Here is a 15877-nt window from a genome sequence, read left to right as displayed (position 1 = left end):
CAACTTCGAGATCCAGTGCTGGTGCTAACAATAGCAAGCAACCGGCCTCGAATGTGTCATGCATCTCACTGCCCAGCAGTCTTGCCTTCCCGGCGGCATGCGGGTCGCGAATCCGATTGCGCCGCAACGCCCTCCGATTCGCGACCCGGCCTCGGTCACGCGTCGACCTGGTACTCCACCAGCACCCGGCGCAGCAGCTTTCCGGTGGGGTTGCGCGGCAGGTCGTCGAGGAAGACTACTTCGCGCGGCACCTTGTACCTGGCCAAGTTGTCCTTGACGTAAGCCTTGAGCTCCTCGCCGTCGGGCGAGTGGCCGGGCTCGGGAACGACGAACGCGCGCAACCGCTTGCCGAATTCCACGTCGTCCACGCCGATCACCGCCGCGTCGAACACGTCGGGGCGTTCCAGCAGCAGGTTCTCCACCTCCTGCGGGAAGACGTTCTCGCCGCCCGAGACGATCATGTCGTCGTCGCGGCCGTCCACCATCAGCAGGCCGTTGTCGTCGAAGTGGCCCACATCGCCGCTGGACATGTAGCCGTCGAGGATCTGCTTGTTCCTGCCGTCGGTGTAGCCCTCGAACGGCGCGCCGCTGCGCACGAAGATCCGCGCGGTGACATTGCGGTCGGTGACCAGCTGGTCGTTGTCGTCGTAGAGCCGCACGTCGCAGGTGATCGGCGGACGCCCGACGGTGCCCGGCGCCTTCGCCAGCTCCTCCGGCTTGGCGACGGTGGCGATCGCGACCTCGGTCGAGCCGTACAGGTTGTGCAGCACGGGGCCGAACACCTCGGCGGCGCGGACGCACAGCTCGGGCGACAGCGCGGAACCGGCCAGCACGATGGCCTTCAGCGAGGAGGTGTCGTACTTGGCGCGCACCTCATCGGGCAGCTCGACCATGCGGTGCAGCATGGTCGGCACCGCGACCAGCATGTCGGCCTTGTGGTCGGCCACCGCCTTCAGGGTGGCCTCGGCGTCGAAGCGGCGGCGCATCACGATCTTGTTGGACAGCACCGTGCCGACCAGCCAGGTGCCGAGTCCGGTGCTGTGGAAGATCGGCGAGACGATCACCATCGTGCCGAACTTCTGGAACGGCATGCGGTCGAGGAACTGCGCGGTGGCCATCGGGGTCACCTTGGTGCGCGGCGCGCCCTTGGGCAGGCCGGTGGTGCCGCTGGTCAGGATGATGAAGCCGCCGGACTTGGTCGGCGCGGGCAGCGGCTCGCTCGAGTTCGAGGCGATCAGGTCATCGAAGGTCTTGGCGCCCTCGGGCAGCTGGGCGCCCTCGTCCACCCAGGTCAGGTACCGCGGCAGGTCCGCGGGCAGCGCGTCGAGCAGCCCGAGGAACTCGCTGTCGTGCAGCACCGCCTTGACCTTCTCGCGGACGCACACCTCGGCGAACTGCGGCTTGGCGAAGCCGGTGTTCATCAACGCGACCCGGGCGCCTAGTTTGCCCGCGGCGATCATCGACATGATCAGGCCGCGGTGGTCGCGCGCCAGCACGGCGATCACGGTGCCCTGGGTGATCCCGGCGGCGTGCAGCCCGCGGGCGACGGCGGTGGACTGCTCGTCCAGCTGGCGATAGGTCAGCTCGCCGCGTTCGTCCGCGAGGGCGATCCGGTCGGGCGCCACACGGGCGGAATGCCGGACCAGGCCCGCCTGCGGGCCGTAGATCCTGGTTTCGCGCATAGTGCGCAGCGTCTCCAGCGGCGCCTTGGGATCACTCACTCCGCGAGACCTCAGCAGTCCCAAAGCTTTCACGGTTTCCAGCGCACGCGCCACGCTCACCTCGAACACCTCCACTGACCTTCGCGGCGACACTCGACGACGCGAACTCGGCTATGTGGATGCCTACCGTAGCAGCGAACGTGGTCTGGGTCACAAGTTGAAGCCGACAAAGCGGACAATGGTGCTAGCGGACAATGGTGCTAGGTGACGGGCTCAGCGGGCGCGGGTCCCTCCCGGCGGCGCAGTGTCCTGCGCCTACGACCTCGCCACCCGCCCGAACTGCCGTACGACGCCTGCCGCCAGGAAGAGCAACGAGCATGTCGAAGAACCTGACCCAACTGGAACTGCTGATCGAGCTGGAACCGGTCGCCGAGCGCGAGCTGAACCGCCACCTGGCGACGGCCAAGAACTGGCATCCGCACGAGTACGTGCCGTGGAGCGAGGGACGCAATTTCGCGGCCATGGGCGGCGCCGACTGGGAGCCGGGCCAGTCGCGGCTGTCCGAGGTGGCCAAGGCCGCCATGGTGGTCAACCTGCTCACCGAGGACAATCTGCCGTCCTATCACCGCGAGATCGCCGAGAACTTCTCCAGGGACGGGGCGTGGGGTAGCTGGGTCGGCCGGTGGACCGCCGAGGAGAACCGGCACGGCATCACGATGCGCGACTACCTGGTGGTCACCAGGGGCGTCGATCCGGTCGCGCTGGAACACGCGCGCATGGTGCACATGACCAAAGGCGCCGACACCCCGGCAACCTGGGACGACACCAACGTCCTCTACGGACTGGCGTACGTGACGTTCCAGGAGCTGGCCACGCGGGTCAGCCATCGCAACACCGGGAGGGTGTGCGACGACCCGATCGCGGACAAGATGCTGCAACGCATCGCCGCCGACGAGAACCTGCACATGGTCTTCTACCGCAACATGTGCGGTGCCGCATTGGATCTCGCGCCGGACCAGGCGTTGGAGGCGATCGCGATGATCGTGCGGAAGTTCCAGATGCCCGGCATCGGTATGCCCGACTTCCGGCGCAAGGCCGTGCTCATCGCCAAACACGGTATCTACGATCCGCGTCAGCATATGGACGACGTGCTGCTGCCGGTGTTGCGCCGCTGGAATGTGTTCGACCGCAACGATTTCAGCGCTCGCGGTGAACGGTGCCGGGAGGAGCTCGGCGCCTTCGTGGAGAAGCTGGAGCGTGATGCGGCGCGGTTCGAGGAACGGCGCGATCGCATTCTGATGGCGGAGGAGGCCCGTCGGTTGTCGGCCGAAGCGGGCGATTCCGGTCGCATCTGAGAAGACCTGGCGCGGAGGCGATTTCATGCGCCGCGGCGGCGTTGTGCCCGGCCGCCGCGACACACGAAGGGATCAGTTGTAGATGGCGCCCATCGAGGGGATGGAGATGGTGCCGCGCTGGTACTGGTAGCCGTCCGGGTTGGCGTCGCTGACGGGGACAGACCAACGGTGCCACAGGGTTCCGTACACGGCCGAGACGATCATGCCGGGGCCGAGGTCGAGCGCGCGCGAGCGGATGGTGGTGTCCACCGGGACGTCGTTGTGGTCGTAGAGCACCTCGGTGCCGCTGCGGCCGTTGGACAGGTTGACCCACAGCGCTTCCAGCTTCGCGCCGCCCTGGTTCGGCGAGATGGTGCCTGGGCCGCCGAAGAAGGCGAGGCGGAAGCCGTCGACGCCGAGCGCGATGCCCGACCCGTACACGCCGGGCCCTTGACCGCGCCCGATGTCGGACTGGGCCGGGATCTGGAACGGTTGGGCGGGCAGCGCGACCCGGCTGTTCGCTGGTATCCGGCGGGGCAACGCGAGCAGACGATCGATCGCCTCCTCCGCCATCGGATCGCCCTCCGCGGCCTCGCGCAGCTTCTGCACCGCGATGCCCCAATCCACGGCCGGAAGCTCGGGCTCCGCCGCTGCACTTCCGCTGAACACCGTCGCGATAACGGCCGAAACGACCGCCGCCGCGGTGAGATGACGCTTGAAACTCAGTCGACGCATAACCAATCTCCTTGCCAGAGTCCTTGGTACAGCACTTACTGAAATTCGCCCGCAGATCGCGGTAATGCTCGAGACCCTAGCCGATCCCCGACCTCCCACCACAACCCCACCCCGAAAGCGGAAAACCGGTGCGGGGCCACCCAACCCCGCACCGGTTCCGGCGTGTTCGTCGCTAGCGCGTCACTTCAGCTCGGCGCTGGTCTTGCCCAGCACCCGGCGGGCGACGATGAGCTGCTGGATCTGCTGGGTGCCTTCGAAGATGTCCAAGATCTTGTGGACGGTCTGGGGCGAGCTGGGACGATAGATCGAATCTGAACTGCACAGTTCATGCTCAGCTCTTCTCGCCAATTCCGGGCCGTTTCCAACCGTCCACGGCCTGGAGACAGCCTGCTCCACCCGCAGCGCTAGAAGGGCGGGTTCGCAGTCCATTTCGCCCAATTCATCGTGATCAGCGGACCGGGTTGGGTAGCCAGTTTCGCGCGAAAATCGTCCTTCCGTCCCCACCAGTCGTTGATCTCAAAGTGGATCTTGGGATCGCCCCAGTCCAAGTACTGGCCGTCCGCGACTCGCTGGTCGATGTTCACGGGCTCGACGACTGCGACGGCGATCAGCGCGAAGATCGTGTTCCACGGGAGCCGGACCTTGCCTTGTTCAACGTGAAGCTGACTCGCGATTCCGATGTGGTCGGCCCACAGTGCAATGTCTCCTGGGAGTTCGTCGCCATGGCCGTGAGCACATCGGTGCTGAACATAGATGAGGTCCGCAGTGTCGGGCCATACATTCCTCCCGAGTGTCGATTTGATCCGTACGGGCCACCGGGTCTCCGCAGTGTTCACCCCTCTGAGGGCCATTGGACCGAAGATTTCGTCGTTGTCTCGAATCAGCGCGGTGAATCGGTCACCGACCCGCCTTGTGGGATATACCTTCTTGGCGGTGCCGTCGACGGCGTTGCAAGCATGGAGCATCGCGGCTTCGATTTCGCCGCGGCCGAAGTCATCGATCGCCAAACGGATCGAATCGCCTACCTTCATGAGCAGGCAGGATACGGTCGTGTGGGTCAATCTCCCAATCGATTTCCCTATTATCAGGCAACCGGACACCGATTCAGTCTCCTGCTTCCCCCTTCTGCTCCGGAGGCAGGCTCGGACTGACTTCAGAGGTATCGGGCTGCCGTTGAAGTCGCGTGTCTTGGCGGTTCGGTACTCGGCTGTCCGGCTGTGTACGGGGCTCTTGTGTCACTCTGGTGGCATCGTCACCACGGCATGGCCCTGCTGGGTGGTGGGCTGCACACACCGGGGGCTGGCTCACCGCCTGCCCAGAAGGCCTGCCCTTCGCGCGTAGAGGCTCCGCGGTCAAGGGTGGCGAATGCCATCAGCGAAGCTGACGCCGCAGGCGCCCTTGACGGTGGAGGGCCGCGGGAACACAATGCAGGCCACCGCCCAGGAGGGCCACGCGACCGTAGGTCGCAAAGATCATCGTCACCAGGTGCTACCACACGATCGAGGAGAGTTTGGTGTCGCGACTTGAATGGACTCGTTTCAATGGAGATGACGTTGAGGCGGTAGTTTCAATGTTTGTCTGCCGCGAAAGGGAGAAGGCCTTTCGAATCCGCCCGTCTCAAGGCGATGGCGGAATAGATGTTTGCGTTCCTATTTCGCCAGGACACGTCGAGATCTACCAGGTGAAGAAATTTGCCAGCAACTTGGAATCCAACGAAAAGCGCCAGATTGAAAAGTCGCACAAGCGCATTCAAGAATACGCCAAGAGGCGTAACTGGGTTGTGGATAATTGGTACCTAACCATGCCGCTGGATAGGACGCCAGAGAACGATGAGTGGTTTAACGAACTTGAAGATGGCGGACCGTTTCCATGCACATGGTTAGGCCTTACCGAGGTTGAAAATTGGGTCTCCGCACATCCTGATATTGTGGACTATTACTTACGCGATGGGAAAGCTCGCCTCATTGAAGAAGTTGCACGCTTCTCTGCAATCGCAGGACTGTCCCTGCCGGGGATTCCGGCAGTCACGCCCGATCAGTTCGCCGGACTTGAGCCAGCAATGATTTCGCAACGACTTGCTGCGTTGCGGACAGCGCTCAATGACCGCGATCCCCATTTCTTGTATGACGTGGCGATTGGGCGTGAACCAGTTGTTCCGCAGTCGAAGGCCAAAGGATACCCAGCCTTGGCGGCCGTCAACTCGCAATGGTTTGGAGACACTTGCGTCACGTTCCACATATTTGCACGATGTGCTGAGTCGCTGCACGAACGGCCGATCGAGTTCCGTGGGACACTGGTGGCCGAAGCTGGTTCGGATGCACAGCGCGAGATCGAAGAATTCTTTCGTTACGGCAGAACTCCTTCGATTCCCCTGGAGATGCGCAACCTAGATGCCAACCTGCCCGGGGGCCTGGGCGGGCGCTCCGATGTCGTTAGGGTACGAATCGGGCAAGCCTCCGGCAATGGAGTTGAAGAAACATTCGAGCGTATATATGCAATAATCTCACCCGGCGGTGAATCATTGGCAGAATTGGAGGTCTCCGTTAGCGCCGCAGCCATTAGCATAGACCGGAAGGGACTCTGCAATAGAGGTAGCGATGCTTCGGGAATCTTCAACATAGAGATTCTATCGTTGCTAAACGAAGATGGTACGAACGATACGACCGTTCGCGTAAACCGCGGGGACGTTACTGGAAAGTTTCCGGACGACGCGGAACAACCGTTGGCGTTTATGCAATACTTCCACAGCCCAAACAAGCTTAAGATCGGATCCAAGCGCGCGCGTCGCCAACACGTCTTGCAGGACATTCCTACCGGCATGCGAGATGAAGAGGCGGCCCAATGGAACGAGTTCCTGCTTCGCTACGTACGGGCGCTGAGAAAGATTCAGGACTTCTCGATTGAGGAAATAGTGATACCAGATCTTGACACTGAGCCTCGCGCACAGATCGAGCAAGTCTTTCGAGCAGCTCGGCTTCTGAACGGAGAGAGCATAGCGGTGAGATGGAACACCGTTCAATTGTCGATGTATTCTGCTCTGCCGGAAACGGACGGACCATTTCCAGTTGAGTTTACCGAGCCATACACCATTAAGATCGGTTCTCAGAACATAGAACTGGGATCTCTCCGTACTTCTATCGAATCAGCACAGTTGACGCGGATTTGGGACGCCGACGAAGGCGTTAAGGTAGTCGAATTGATTCCTGGTGGATCATCGGCCGTGGCACAGTTGTCATGGCATGGTGAAACTTCGCTGGAAGCTGAGGGCGCAGAGGATTTGGGCGTGGTCTGACGGCGGGCCATCGGTGTCGACGCTCCCCGCGGCGAGTTCTGCGGGTGACGATCGGCTGGGACTTCGACTCCGACGAGTTCTTCGAACGGGACCACGGCCAGGCCGCACGAACGATGCCGGCCGATTCGGGCTCGGCTGCGGAAGGTCGGCCCGGTAGGGCAGGCGGCGTGCCCAGCACTGCTCGATCGTTACGGAAAGCGATCAGACAGGAATGGGTGCCGTGCTACCCCGTCGCCAAAGCGGATGCCGTTGACGCTGAACAGGACCCACTGCGCCCGCGGCGGCGCGTAGCGCCGCCACCGCGCTCTTGAATCTCGGATTTATCCGGCGTTCGGCAATCTTCCGGTGGGGCGCATTCTCGCGTCCACGGTGCGTGATCGGGTGAGTGAGCTGGAGGAACGGAAGTACTCCGACAACTACATGGCTGTGCTGTTCGACATCGTCGCCAGCGTTATGGACACAGCTGTAGATGACAAGTTGATTCGGCAGAACCCGTGCAATGCGAAGACTGTGCGCCGACCTGTGCGGCGTAGTCCGAAGGTCGTCGTGTGGGCCGATGACCGTGTGACGGCTGTGCGACGTGGGCTGAGCAGCGTGGGGGAGCGGTATTCGATCGTGATCCCGGTCGGTGTGGGGCTGGGGCTACAGCAAGGCGAATAGCTCGGGCTCTCGCCTGACGATATTGATCGAGAGGCCATGACGATGCATATCCGGCGTCAGGTGAAGTACGTCAAGGGAACGCTGATGTTCGCGCTTCCGAAGCGGGAGAAGACCCGCTATGTCCCGCTGCCCAGGGCGGTGCTCGCTGCGATGGACCAGCACATGGAGTTGTTCCCGCCGCCGTCGGTGACGCTGCCGTGGGGTTCAGCCGATGGTGATCCGGCCACGGTTCGGCTGCTGATCGTGAACGAGCAAGGCGGCACGATGAGTGGGGACCTATTCACCAAGATCGTGTGGAAACCGGCGTTCGGCAAAGCTGGGTTGGACTACAAGAATCGGGCGGACGGGATGCATTCCGGGCTTCGGCATCTGTACGCGTCCAAGTTGCTCGCGCGTGGAGTGTCGGTCAAGGAGCTGGCTGACTACCTCGGGCATGAAGATCCGGGATTCACTCTCCGGGTCTACACGCACCTGCTTCCCTCCAGTCATGAGCGCGCTCGCCAGGCCGTGGACGAGGCGGCCCGAATCGGGGAGCTTCCCGGCGATGACGGCCTACAGGCGGCCTGAGCGAGCGGTGGACCGATGAGCCCAGTGTCGGACACGAAAAAACCGGTGCGAGTTGATGAGCGGACTCACACCGGTTTTCTGTTGTCTACCAGGTCACTTCAGTTCGGCGCTGGTCTTGCCCAGCACCCGGCGCGCGACGATGAGCTGCTGGATCTGCTGGGTGCCTTCGAAGATGTCCAGGATCTTCGAGTCGCGGCCCCACTTCTCCAGCAGGGTGCGCTGGGAGTAGCCGATGGTGCCCGCCAGTTCGACGGCCTTGAGGGTGACGTCGGTGCCGGTGCGGCCCGCCTTGGCCTTCGACATGGAGGCTTCCAGCGAGTTGGGCTTCTTGTTGTCGGCCATCCACGCCGCGCGCAGCGCGAGCAGGTAGGCGGACTCGTAATCGGCTTCCATGCGCAGGAATTCGGCCGCGGCGGCGTGCTGGTTGATCGCCGGGGTGTCGTAGGAGATCTCGATGCCGGCGCCGGTCAGGATGGCGCGCAGCTCCTCGAGCGCGGCGCGCGCCACGCCGACCGCCATGGCGGCAACCAGCGGACGGGTGTTGTCGAAGGTCTGCATGACCCCGGCGAAACCCTTCTCCACATTGACTTCCGGGCTGCCGAGAATGTTGTCGGCGGGAATCCGGCAGTCCTGCAAGAGGAGCACGGCGGTGTCGGAGGCCTTGATGCCGAGCTTGTGCTCGAGCCGCGCCACCGACAGACCGGGAGCGTCCCGGGGCACGACGAACGACTTGATCGCCGCGCGGCCGAGGCTCTTGTCGACGCTCGCCCACACCACGATGTGGGTGGCGCGCTGGCCCGCGGTGACGAAGATCTTCTCGCCGTTGAGCACCCACTCGTCACCGTCGCGCACGGCGGTGGTGGTGACGGCGGCGGAGTCGGAGCCGAAGGACGGCTCGGTGATCGCCATCGCGGCCCACACCTTGCCGAACCGCTTCAGCTGCTCGTCGGTGGCGACCGCCGCGATGGCCGCGTTGCCCAGGCCCTGGTAGGGGATGGACAGCATCAGGCCGACGTCGCCCCAGGAGGTCTCCAGCGCGTTCAGCAGCGCGGACATGTTGCCGCCGTTGGTGTTTCCGAGCAGCTCGGTGGCGTGCGGGTCGGACTGGTCGGAGCGGCCGCCCGCGGCGCCGCCGATCTTCTGGGTGCCGGAGTCGGCGAGGCCCTCGACCATGGCGGCCATGGTGTCCAGCTCGACCGGGTACTCGTGCTCGGCGAGGTCGTACTTGCGCGAGATCGGCCGGAAGATCTCCGAGGCGACCTGGTGGGCCTGGTTGGCGCTGGCCCGCAGCTTCTTGGGGAGTTCGAGATTGATCATGGTTGAAGGTCTCCTGAGGAAAGGAACGAGCCGGTCAGATGAGCACGACACCCTCGGCGACGCCGATGGCCCGCAGATCGCGGTACCAGCGCTCGACCGGGTGTTCCTTGGTGAAGCCGTGGCCGCCGAGCAGTTGCACGCCGTCCAGGCCGATCTGCATGCCCTTGTCGGTGGCCAGCTTGCGGGCAAGCGCCGCCTCACGGCCGAAGGAAAGGCCCTGCTCGGCGCGTGACGCACCCCGCAGGGTCACGAGCCGCAGACCGTCGAGTTCGATGGCGATGTTGGCGACCATGAACGCGACCGCCTGGCGGTGCGAGATCGGCTCGCCGAACGCCTCGCGCTCGTTGACGTAGGGGATCACGTAGTCGAGCACGGCCTGACCGGTGCCCGCGGCGAGCGAAGCCCAGCCGAGGCGCGCGAGGCGCACCGCGTCGGCGTACTCCTCGGCGCGGGTCGTGGCGTCGCCGTCTCCGAGCACGGCCTCCGTGCCGACGGCCACGTCGTTCAGCAACAGACGGCCGATGCCTGCGGCGCGCAGACCCATGCTCGGGTCGGCCTCGACGACCAGACCCGGCGCGTTGGACTCGACGATGAACAGGGCGGGGCGGCCGTCGAGTTCGGCGGCGATCAGGAACAGCTCGGCGTCCGCCGCGGCGGGCACCAGGCTCTTGACGCCGTTGAGGCGGTAGCCGCTCGGTGAGCGGGTGGCCTTGGTCTGCAAGGCGAACGGGTCGAACAGCGCGCGCGGCTCGTTGATCACGACCGAGGCCTGCGGCACGTTCTCGCCGGTGAAGGCGGGCAGGTAGGTTTTCTGCTGGGAGTCGGTGCCCCACTGGGAGAGCGCGACCGCGACGCCGCTCGGCGCCAGGATCGGCAGCGCGAGGCCCATGTCGCCGTGCGCGAGCGCCTCGGCGACCATCGAGTTGGTGACCGCGCCGCGTTCGGAGGCCGCACCCTCGAGCTCCTCGGGCACGTTGATCAGGGTGATGCCGAGTTCGGCCGCGCGCTCGAGCAGGTCGCGCGGCGCCTCGGCGGAGTTGTCGGCCTCGTAGGCCGCGGGACGCAGGATCTCGGCGGCGAATTCGCGCACCGTCTGGACGATCATCTGCTGCTCGTCGGACGGGGTGATGTCGAAGAGGTCCTTCTTCTTCGACTCGTTGTCCGCGAGCCGCTTCGGCGCGCCGCCGCCCGCGATTTTGTTGAACGCGCGGGTGGCCGCACCGAGGGTGCGGAAGCCGGTCTTGGTGCTTTCGTAGGTGACTCGCTCGATCGGCTTGCGCAAGTTGTACTTCTCGGCGAGCTCCGACCCGGTGAGGGTTGTCATGGCCCGCATCGCCGCGCCCATCCAGTCCCGCTTGGGCTGGTTGAGGCCGACGGCGGACGTGTCTGGACGTCGCGTCGTTGCGCTGTCTCGAGTGCTCATCATCACCTGTTTTCTCGGATGGGTGGGGTGGTCTTGTCCCAGCTATCTTACTCCTGAGTAAGACGACCTTACTCCAGAGTAAGAAGACCGTCGAGCGGCCGTCAACCCGATGCTGCCCGAGGTTGGCGGTGGTCGGCGATCCGGTAGCCGAATCGTGTCTCTATCCCAGGTGCCTGGCCGATTTTCCGTGACGGTTCACGATTGCCAAGTAGTGAAACGAATCTACTTCACAATGCCCGAGATTCGGCTACGGTGTCGACACGTTTGTCTGCCCCCGAGATGGAGGTCTTGTTCATGAAGCGGCTTGTGGTATTGGCCGGGTTCGCGGTGGCGGTGGGATTGGGCGCACCGGCGGCGGTCGCCGCGCCCGGATTGCCGCTGGTGCCCATCGATGTGGATCCGGGCGGGCCGCCGCGGGTCGATTTCGGTTCCGGCGCACCGGTGCTGGACTTCGGCTCCGGTGAGGCGGGGACGGGCATCGACCTCGGTTCCGGCGAGGTCGGTTTCCCGTCCGGGTCGGCTGGCTCGGGCTCGGGCGGGTCCGGTTCCGCCTCGGGATCGGGCACCGGCTCCGCGCGGCCCGGTAGCGCGGGCTGACAGGGCGCCCCGCGAGACTGCCGGGTCGGATGACGCGGTGGTCTCGCGGAGTGGTGTCGTGGAGTCCGTGTTGCCGGGTCGCTCTGATTCCCGGGCCGCTGTGGTCGGTGAGTCACGAGCGGCCGTCGAGGCCGTGCTGGACGGCCCGATGTTCGGCTCTGTGTCATGGTGGCGAGATGTACTGGGTGGCGGGACTTTTCGCCGCCGTGCTGGTCGCGTTCTCGAATCGGTACGGCTACCACCGCGATGAGCTGTACTTTCTCGCGGCGGGCAGGCATCCCGCGTGGGGTTATGCGGATCAGCCGCCTTTGACGCCGCTGGTGGCCAGGGCGATGGCGGCGATCGATCCCGAATCGTTACCGCTGCTGCGGGCGCCCGCCGTGCTCGCGGCGACCCTCGTCGTGGTCTGCGCCGGGCTGATGGCCGGGGAATTCGGCGGTGGTCGCGCGGCGCGGGGGCTGGCCGCGGCGGCGGTCGCGAGCGCCGCGCTGGTGCAGGGCGCGGGGCATCTGCTGAGCACGGCGGTGTTCGATCTGGCGGCATGGTCGGTGCTGGGGTTGTTGCTCTTGCGGTTGCTGCGTTACCCCGCTCGGCCCGGCCCCGGCGCGAAATCCGTGACGGTCGCGCGATATGCGGGCCCGGTCGCTGTGGCGGACCCAGCCGTCGTGGAATCCGCCGATGCGCTCATAGTCGCGGAATCGGCCGTCGACGGCGCGGCGATCGACCTTCGTGCTGATCCCCGCTGGTGGCTTGCGATCGGGCTGGTGGCCGGGCTCGGCCTGCTGAACAAGTCGCTGCTGATCTTTCCTGCCGCGGCGCTTGTGGTCGCGCTGCTCGTGGGCGGTCCGCGAAAAGTCCTGGCGACCAGATACTTTCCGGCAGCAGTCGGGCTCGCGGCCGTGCTCTGGCTGCCGTATCTGTGGTGGCAGGCGCGCAACGGCTGGCCACAGTGGGACGTCGGGCGGGCGATCGCGGGCGGGTCGTCCGGCACGTCCGATTCGCCGATCATGTTCGTGCTGTTGCAATTCGGGCTGATGGGTCCGCTGCTGACGCCGCTGTGGATCTACGTACTCTGGCGGCTCTGGCGGGAACCGCGCTATCGCGCTTTCCCCGTCGCTTACGGTCTGCTGTTCGTCGTCTTCTTGCTGACCGGCGGGAAGGCCTATTACCTGGGCGGGATGTATCCGATCCTGCTCGCGGCGGGCGCGGCGCCGCTGGCCGCCCTGCTCGGTCGGCGGCGTGGGCGCTGGGCCGCGGCCTGCGCGGTCGTGACGGTGAACGCGATCGGCTCGGCCGTGTTGTTCCTTCCGGTCCTCCCGGTCTCGTCGCTGCCGGGATCGCCGGCGCTCGCGGTGAACTACGACGCGGGGGAGACCATCGGATGGCCGGAGATCGTCCGCCGAATCGGCTCAGTACGTGCGGATTTGGGGCGCGATGTAGCCGTGCTCACCGCCAACTACGGCGAGGCGGGCGCGATCGAGCGTTTCGGCGCGCCCTACGACCTGCCGACACCGCACTCCGGCCACAACGCCTACTGGTGGTGGGGCCCACCACCAGACACCGCAACCGAGGTGCTCACCGTCGGAATCGAGCGCGACGAGCTGGCCGAACTGTGTGCCGTCGTCGAACCGGCGGGCCGCATCGACAACGGCCTCGGCATCGACAACGACGAGCAGGGCGAGCCGCTGTTCGTCTGTCGCGGGCCGCGCGTGCCGTGGCACGAACTCTGGGCGCGCGCAAAGCATCTCGGCTGAACCTACAGCCGATATCGACGCACAGCGCTGCCGAACTCGGCAAGAAGATCGCCGAACTCGGCAGACAGCGGGTTCTGCTCGCGGTGCAGCGCGACGCCGCCAGGGACCGGCGTCGCCGAGAAGTGATTCGAGCGATGCGATTTCGGCCAGGTCATCAGCTGTGCGGCGGTGTTAGCGTATGCCGCATGCTTTCCGGGATAGGGAGTAAGCGTTTCAGCTCCACGGTCTTGATGATCGCGGCTGGAGTGATGATCGGATCACCTACGGCGCGAGCCGATTTCGTGCCCGCATCGTGCGCTCAGGGATGGGTCGCGGAGACCGTGGTCGAGGGCGTGGGCAATCTGGAGAATCTCGACAGCGACGGGGCGGGCGGTTTCTACGTCACCGGCATCGCCGATGGATTCTTCGCCCACGTCGACGCGTCCGGCCACTTCGAACCGCTGCTCACCGGCCTCGATCACCCAGCGGGCGTACGTGTGGTCGGCCGCTCGGTGTACTTCCTGACCGGTGACGGTTTGGACGCCCCGCCCGGCACGTTACAGCGCTACGACCTCGACACCGGCGCGGTCGAGGTGCTGCTGACCGACCTCAACGGACCGAACGGCCTGCTGGTACTTCCCGACGGTGACCTGCTGTTCACCACCCTCGGCATCAAGTCCGCGCCGACCGGCATCGCGCGCTACCGTCCGTCCACCCGCGAGTACACCAAAACGTGGTCGCCGCTGCCGCTGACCAACGGACTGGCGCTGGCGCCCGACGGCCGGTCCGTGTTCACCGACAGCCTGGAGCTGAAGGTCTTCCGTATCCCGCTGGACGCCCCTCGCGACTGGACCGTCGTCTCGGGCATTCCGCAGCTGCTCGCGCTACCCGACGACATGGAGGCCACCCGTGACGGTCAGCTGTTCGTCGCCGACCACGCGCTCGGCGCCGTCTATCGGGTCGACACCGCGACCGGCGTGGCCTGCGCCATCATCACCGGACTGATCAAGCCGAGCCCGTTGCGCAACCCGCCGGACGGCGCGACCTCGGTGCGCATCGTGCGTGAGGCCGGCGGCTGGGCGCTGTACGTGACGAGCATGGACGGCGCACTGCGCCGATTGCGTCCGCCTGCCGGGCTCGACCTAACTCCCGCCGACGAACGGCGACGATAGCCGGGAACACGCGCCCCGGGCGGCAGTAGGTTGGCTGGCATGGTGGATTCCCGCGCGCTCGAACCCCTCGACATGGTTCCGGCGACCACGGCCGACGCCGCCCCCCTCATCGCCCTGCGCGACGGCTTGGCGCGCTGGATGGTGGCCAACGGCATCAGGCAGTGGCTACCCGGTGAGTATCCCGTCGCGATTCTCGCGCGGGAGGCGACCCGCGGCGAGTGGTACGTCCGACGTGAGCCGACCGGCGAGGTGGTGGCGGCCGTGCGGCTGGTCTGGCGCGATCCCGACTTCTGGGGCGAGGGCGAGATCGAGGCCGGGTACGTGCACGGACTCATGGTCGCGCCCGGCCACCGCGGTCACGGCCTCGGCGCGCGGGTGCTCGCGTTCTGCGCCGAACGCACCCGCGCGCGTGGGCTCGACCGGCAGCGCCTCGATACCGCCGCGGACAACCGGGCGCTCCGGAAGTATTACGCCGAACAAGGTTTCACCGAGCTGCGGGAGACGACGCTGCCGCCGCAGTTCCACGGCACCGACCGCGTGGTGCTGATGGAGAAGCTGCTCTAGCGCGCGAAGCGGGACAGCACCGCCTCGTGCAGCAGACCGTTGCTGGCGACGGCGTCGCCGCCGTGCGGACCCGGCGCCCCGGACAGCGACGTGAACACGCCGCCCGCCTCGCGGACCAGGATGTCGAGGGCGGCCAGATCCCACAGCGACACTTCGGGTTCGGTCGCGATGTCGACCGCGCCCTCGGCGAGCAAGCAGTAGCTGAAGAAATCGCCGTACCCGCGCACCCGCCACACGTCGTCGGTGAGCGCGAGGAAGTCCTCGCGCATCCCGCGCTCGCGCCAGCCGGAGAGGCTGGAGAAAGCCAGGCTCGCCGAGTCGAGCTCCGCGACGGCGGACACCGAAATCGGGTGGGGCGCACCGGGATGGAAGGTGGTCCACGCGCCCGAACCCGCCGCCGCCCACCAGCGCCGCGCCAGCGCGGGCGCGCTCACCACGCCCACCACCGGAACGCCGTCTTCCAGCAGCGCGATCAGGCTGGCCCAGATCGGCACACCGCGTACGAAGTTCTTGGTGCCGTCGATCGGGTCGACCACCCACTGGCGTCCGCGGAATTCCGCGTCGCCGCCGAACTCCTCGCCGAGCACCGAGTCCTCCGGCCGCTCGTGCGTCAGCATCTGGCGGATCGCCCGCTCCACCGCGAGGTCGGCGTCCGAGACCGGCGTCAGGTCCGGCTTCGCGTCGACCTTCAGATCCAGCGCGCCGAACCGCGCCTTGGTGATCGTGTCGGCCGCGTCGGCCAGCCGCAACGCGAGCTCGAGGTCAGAGGAGTGAGCAGCCACGTCAGCAAACCCTAGTGGACAGAGCCGGACGCGGTCCGCC

Annotated in this window: 15 protein-coding genes; 8 read left to right on the top strand and 7 right to left on the bottom strand. The window is 65.9% G+C overall.

The genetic code is table 11. From position 1 onward, the window contains the following. Positions 1 to 155 precede the first annotated feature (155 nt). Positions 156 to 1682, bottom strand: a complete 1527-nt coding sequence (locus NX1_RS29895) for an acyl-CoA synthetase (protein WP_373864930.1) — start codon at positions 1680 to 1682, stop codon at positions 156 to 158. 356 nt (positions 1683 to 2038) lie between these two features. Here NX1_RS29895 and NX1_RS29890 point away from each other — a divergent pair, with 356 nt between their 5' ends. Then, positions 2039 to 3016 carry an acyl-ACP desaturase gene (locus NX1_RS29890; protein WP_068066719.1) on the top strand — a complete coding sequence of 326 codons (978 nt, stop codon included), beginning with the start codon at positions 2039 to 2041 and terminating at the stop codon, positions 3014 to 3016. Positions 3017 to 3088: 72 nt separating this feature from the next. Here NX1_RS29890 and NX1_RS29885 read toward each other — a convergent pair whose 3' ends face one another. From NX1_RS29885 to NX1_RS29880, 3 genes are all read right to left on the bottom strand, one after another. Then, positions 3089 to 3730, bottom strand: coding sequence for a hypothetical protein (locus NX1_RS29885; RefSeq protein WP_068066715.1), 642 nt, complete (start codon positions 3728 to 3730; stop codon positions 3089 to 3091). A gap of 180 nt (positions 3731 to 3910) precedes the next feature. After that, the gene (locus tag NX1_RS35675) at positions 3911 to 4078 is read right to left on the bottom strand and encodes a hypothetical protein (RefSeq protein WP_157120200.1); all 168 of its coding nucleotides are present in this window, start codon (positions 4076 to 4078) and stop codon (positions 3911 to 3913) included. 56 nt (positions 4079 to 4134) lie between these two features. Further along, positions 4135 to 4761, bottom strand: coding sequence for an Rv1289 family protein (locus NX1_RS29880; protein ID WP_068066713.1), 627 nt, complete (start codon positions 4759 to 4761; stop codon positions 4135 to 4137). A 482-nt stretch (positions 4762 to 5243) separates the two neighbouring features. On the opposite strand from NX1_RS29880, the gene NX1_RS36630 reads away from it, so the two are divergent. The 3 genes from NX1_RS36630 (at position 5244) to NX1_RS37510 (ending at position 8249) form a co-directional block, all read left to right on the top strand. Then, positions 5244 to 7022: a hypothetical protein gene (locus NX1_RS36630; protein ID WP_157120198.1), complete on the top strand. Its 1779-nt coding sequence runs from the start codon at positions 5244 to 5246 to the stop codon at positions 7020 to 7022. 381 nt (positions 7023 to 7403) lie between these two features. Further along, positions 7404 to 7682 (top strand): site-specific integrase, encoded by a 279-nt coding sequence (locus NX1_RS37515; RefSeq protein ID WP_218024202.1) that lies wholly within the window; start codon positions 7404 to 7406, stop codon positions 7680 to 7682. Between the two features lie 36 nt (positions 7683 to 7718). Further along, positions 7719 to 8249: a tyrosine-type recombinase/integrase gene (locus tag NX1_RS37510; RefSeq protein WP_218024201.1), complete on the top strand. Its 531-nt coding sequence runs from the start codon at positions 7719 to 7721 to the stop codon at positions 8247 to 8249. A 93-nt stretch (positions 8250 to 8342) separates the two neighbouring features. Here NX1_RS37510 and NX1_RS29870 read toward each other — a convergent pair whose 3' ends face one another. Then, positions 8343 to 9566, bottom strand: a complete 1224-nt coding sequence (locus tag NX1_RS29870) for an acyl-CoA dehydrogenase family protein (protein WP_068066710.1) — start codon at positions 9564 to 9566, stop codon at positions 8343 to 8345. A 34-nt stretch (positions 9567 to 9600) separates the two neighbouring features. After that, positions 9601 to 10995: an acyl-CoA dehydrogenase family protein gene (locus NX1_RS29865; protein WP_373864929.1), complete on the bottom strand. Its 1395-nt coding sequence runs from the start codon at positions 10993 to 10995 to the stop codon at positions 9601 to 9603. Between the two features lie 288 nt (positions 10996 to 11283). On the opposite strand from NX1_RS29865, the gene NX1_RS29860 reads away from it, so the two are divergent. From NX1_RS29860 to NX1_RS29845, 4 genes are all read left to right on the top strand, one after another. After that, positions 11284 to 11586 (top strand): hypothetical protein, encoded by a 303-nt coding sequence (locus tag NX1_RS29860; RefSeq protein ID WP_157120196.1) that lies wholly within the window; start codon positions 11284 to 11286, stop codon positions 11584 to 11586. A 176-nt stretch (positions 11587 to 11762) separates the two neighbouring features. Beyond that, on the top strand, positions 11763 to 13340 hold the full coding sequence (locus NX1_RS38205; RefSeq protein ID WP_245668727.1) for a glycosyltransferase family protein: 1578 nt from the start codon (positions 11763 to 11765) through the stop codon (positions 13338 to 13340). Positions 13341 to 13525: 185 nt separating this feature from the next. Beyond that, entirely contained in the window at positions 13526 to 14491 is a 966-nt protein-coding gene (locus tag NX1_RS29850) for an SMP-30/gluconolactonase/LRE family protein (protein WP_068066703.1), read from the top strand. Positions 14492 to 14530: 39 nt separating this feature from the next. Next, positions 14531 to 15055, top strand: coding sequence for a GNAT family N-acetyltransferase (locus tag NX1_RS29845; protein WP_245668726.1), 525 nt, complete (start codon positions 14531 to 14533; stop codon positions 15053 to 15055). Here NX1_RS29845 and hisN read toward each other — a convergent pair. Next, the gene (gene hisN, locus NX1_RS29840; RefSeq protein ID WP_068066699.1) at positions 15052 to 15837 is read right to left on the bottom strand and encodes a histidinol-phosphatase; all 786 of its coding nucleotides are present in this window, start codon (positions 15835 to 15837) and stop codon (positions 15052 to 15054) included. The genes NX1_RS29845 and hisN overlap by 4 nt on opposite strands. Positions 15838 to 15877 lie beyond the last annotated feature (40 nt).

This window comes from Nocardia xishanensis NBRC 101358, assembly GCF_001613365.1.
GTDB classification, from domain to species: Bacteria; Actinomycetota; Actinomycetes; order Mycobacteriales; family Mycobacteriaceae; genus Nocardia; species Nocardia xishanensis.
This window is presented reverse-complemented; position numbering and strand designations above follow the sequence as displayed.

Excerpts from the sequence above, each read along its gene's own strand:
- NX1_RS29850 (WP_068066703.1), top strand. The coding sequence starts at position 13,526 with ATGCTTTCCGGGATAGGGAGTAAGCGTTTCAGCTCCACGGTCTTGATG.
- NX1_RS29870 (WP_068066710.1), bottom strand. The coding sequence starts at position 9,566 with ATGATCAATCTCGAACTCCCCAAGAAGCTGCGGGCCAGCGCCAACCAG.
- NX1_RS29845 (WP_245668726.1), top strand. The coding sequence starts at position 14,531 with ATGGTGGATTCCCGCGCGCTCGAACCCCTCGACATGGTTCCGGCGACC.
- NX1_RS29880 (WP_068066713.1), bottom strand. The coding sequence starts at position 4,761 with ATGAAGGTAGGCGATTCGATCCGTTTGGCGATCGATGACTTCGGCCGC.
- NX1_RS29860 (WP_157120196.1), top strand. The coding sequence starts at position 11,284 with ATGAAGCGGCTTGTGGTATTGGCCGGGTTCGCGGTGGCGGTGGGATTG.
- NX1_RS29885 (WP_068066715.1), bottom strand. The coding sequence starts at position 3,730 with ATGCGTCGACTGAGTTTCAAGCGTCATCTCACCGCGGCGGCGGTCGTT.
- NX1_RS29890 (WP_068066719.1), top strand. The coding sequence starts at position 2,039 with ATGTCGAAGAACCTGACCCAACTGGAACTGCTGATCGAGCTGGAACCG.
- NX1_RS38205 (WP_245668727.1), top strand. The coding sequence starts at position 11,763 with ATGTACTGGGTGGCGGGACTTTTCGCCGCCGTGCTGGTCGCGTTCTCG.
- NX1_RS29895 (WP_373864930.1), bottom strand. The coding sequence starts at position 1,682 with ATGCGCGAAACCAGGATCTACGGCCCGCAGGCGGGCCTGGTCCGGCAT.
- NX1_RS37510 (WP_218024201.1), top strand. The coding sequence starts at position 7,719 with ATGACGATGCATATCCGGCGTCAGGTGAAGTACGTCAAGGGAACGCTG.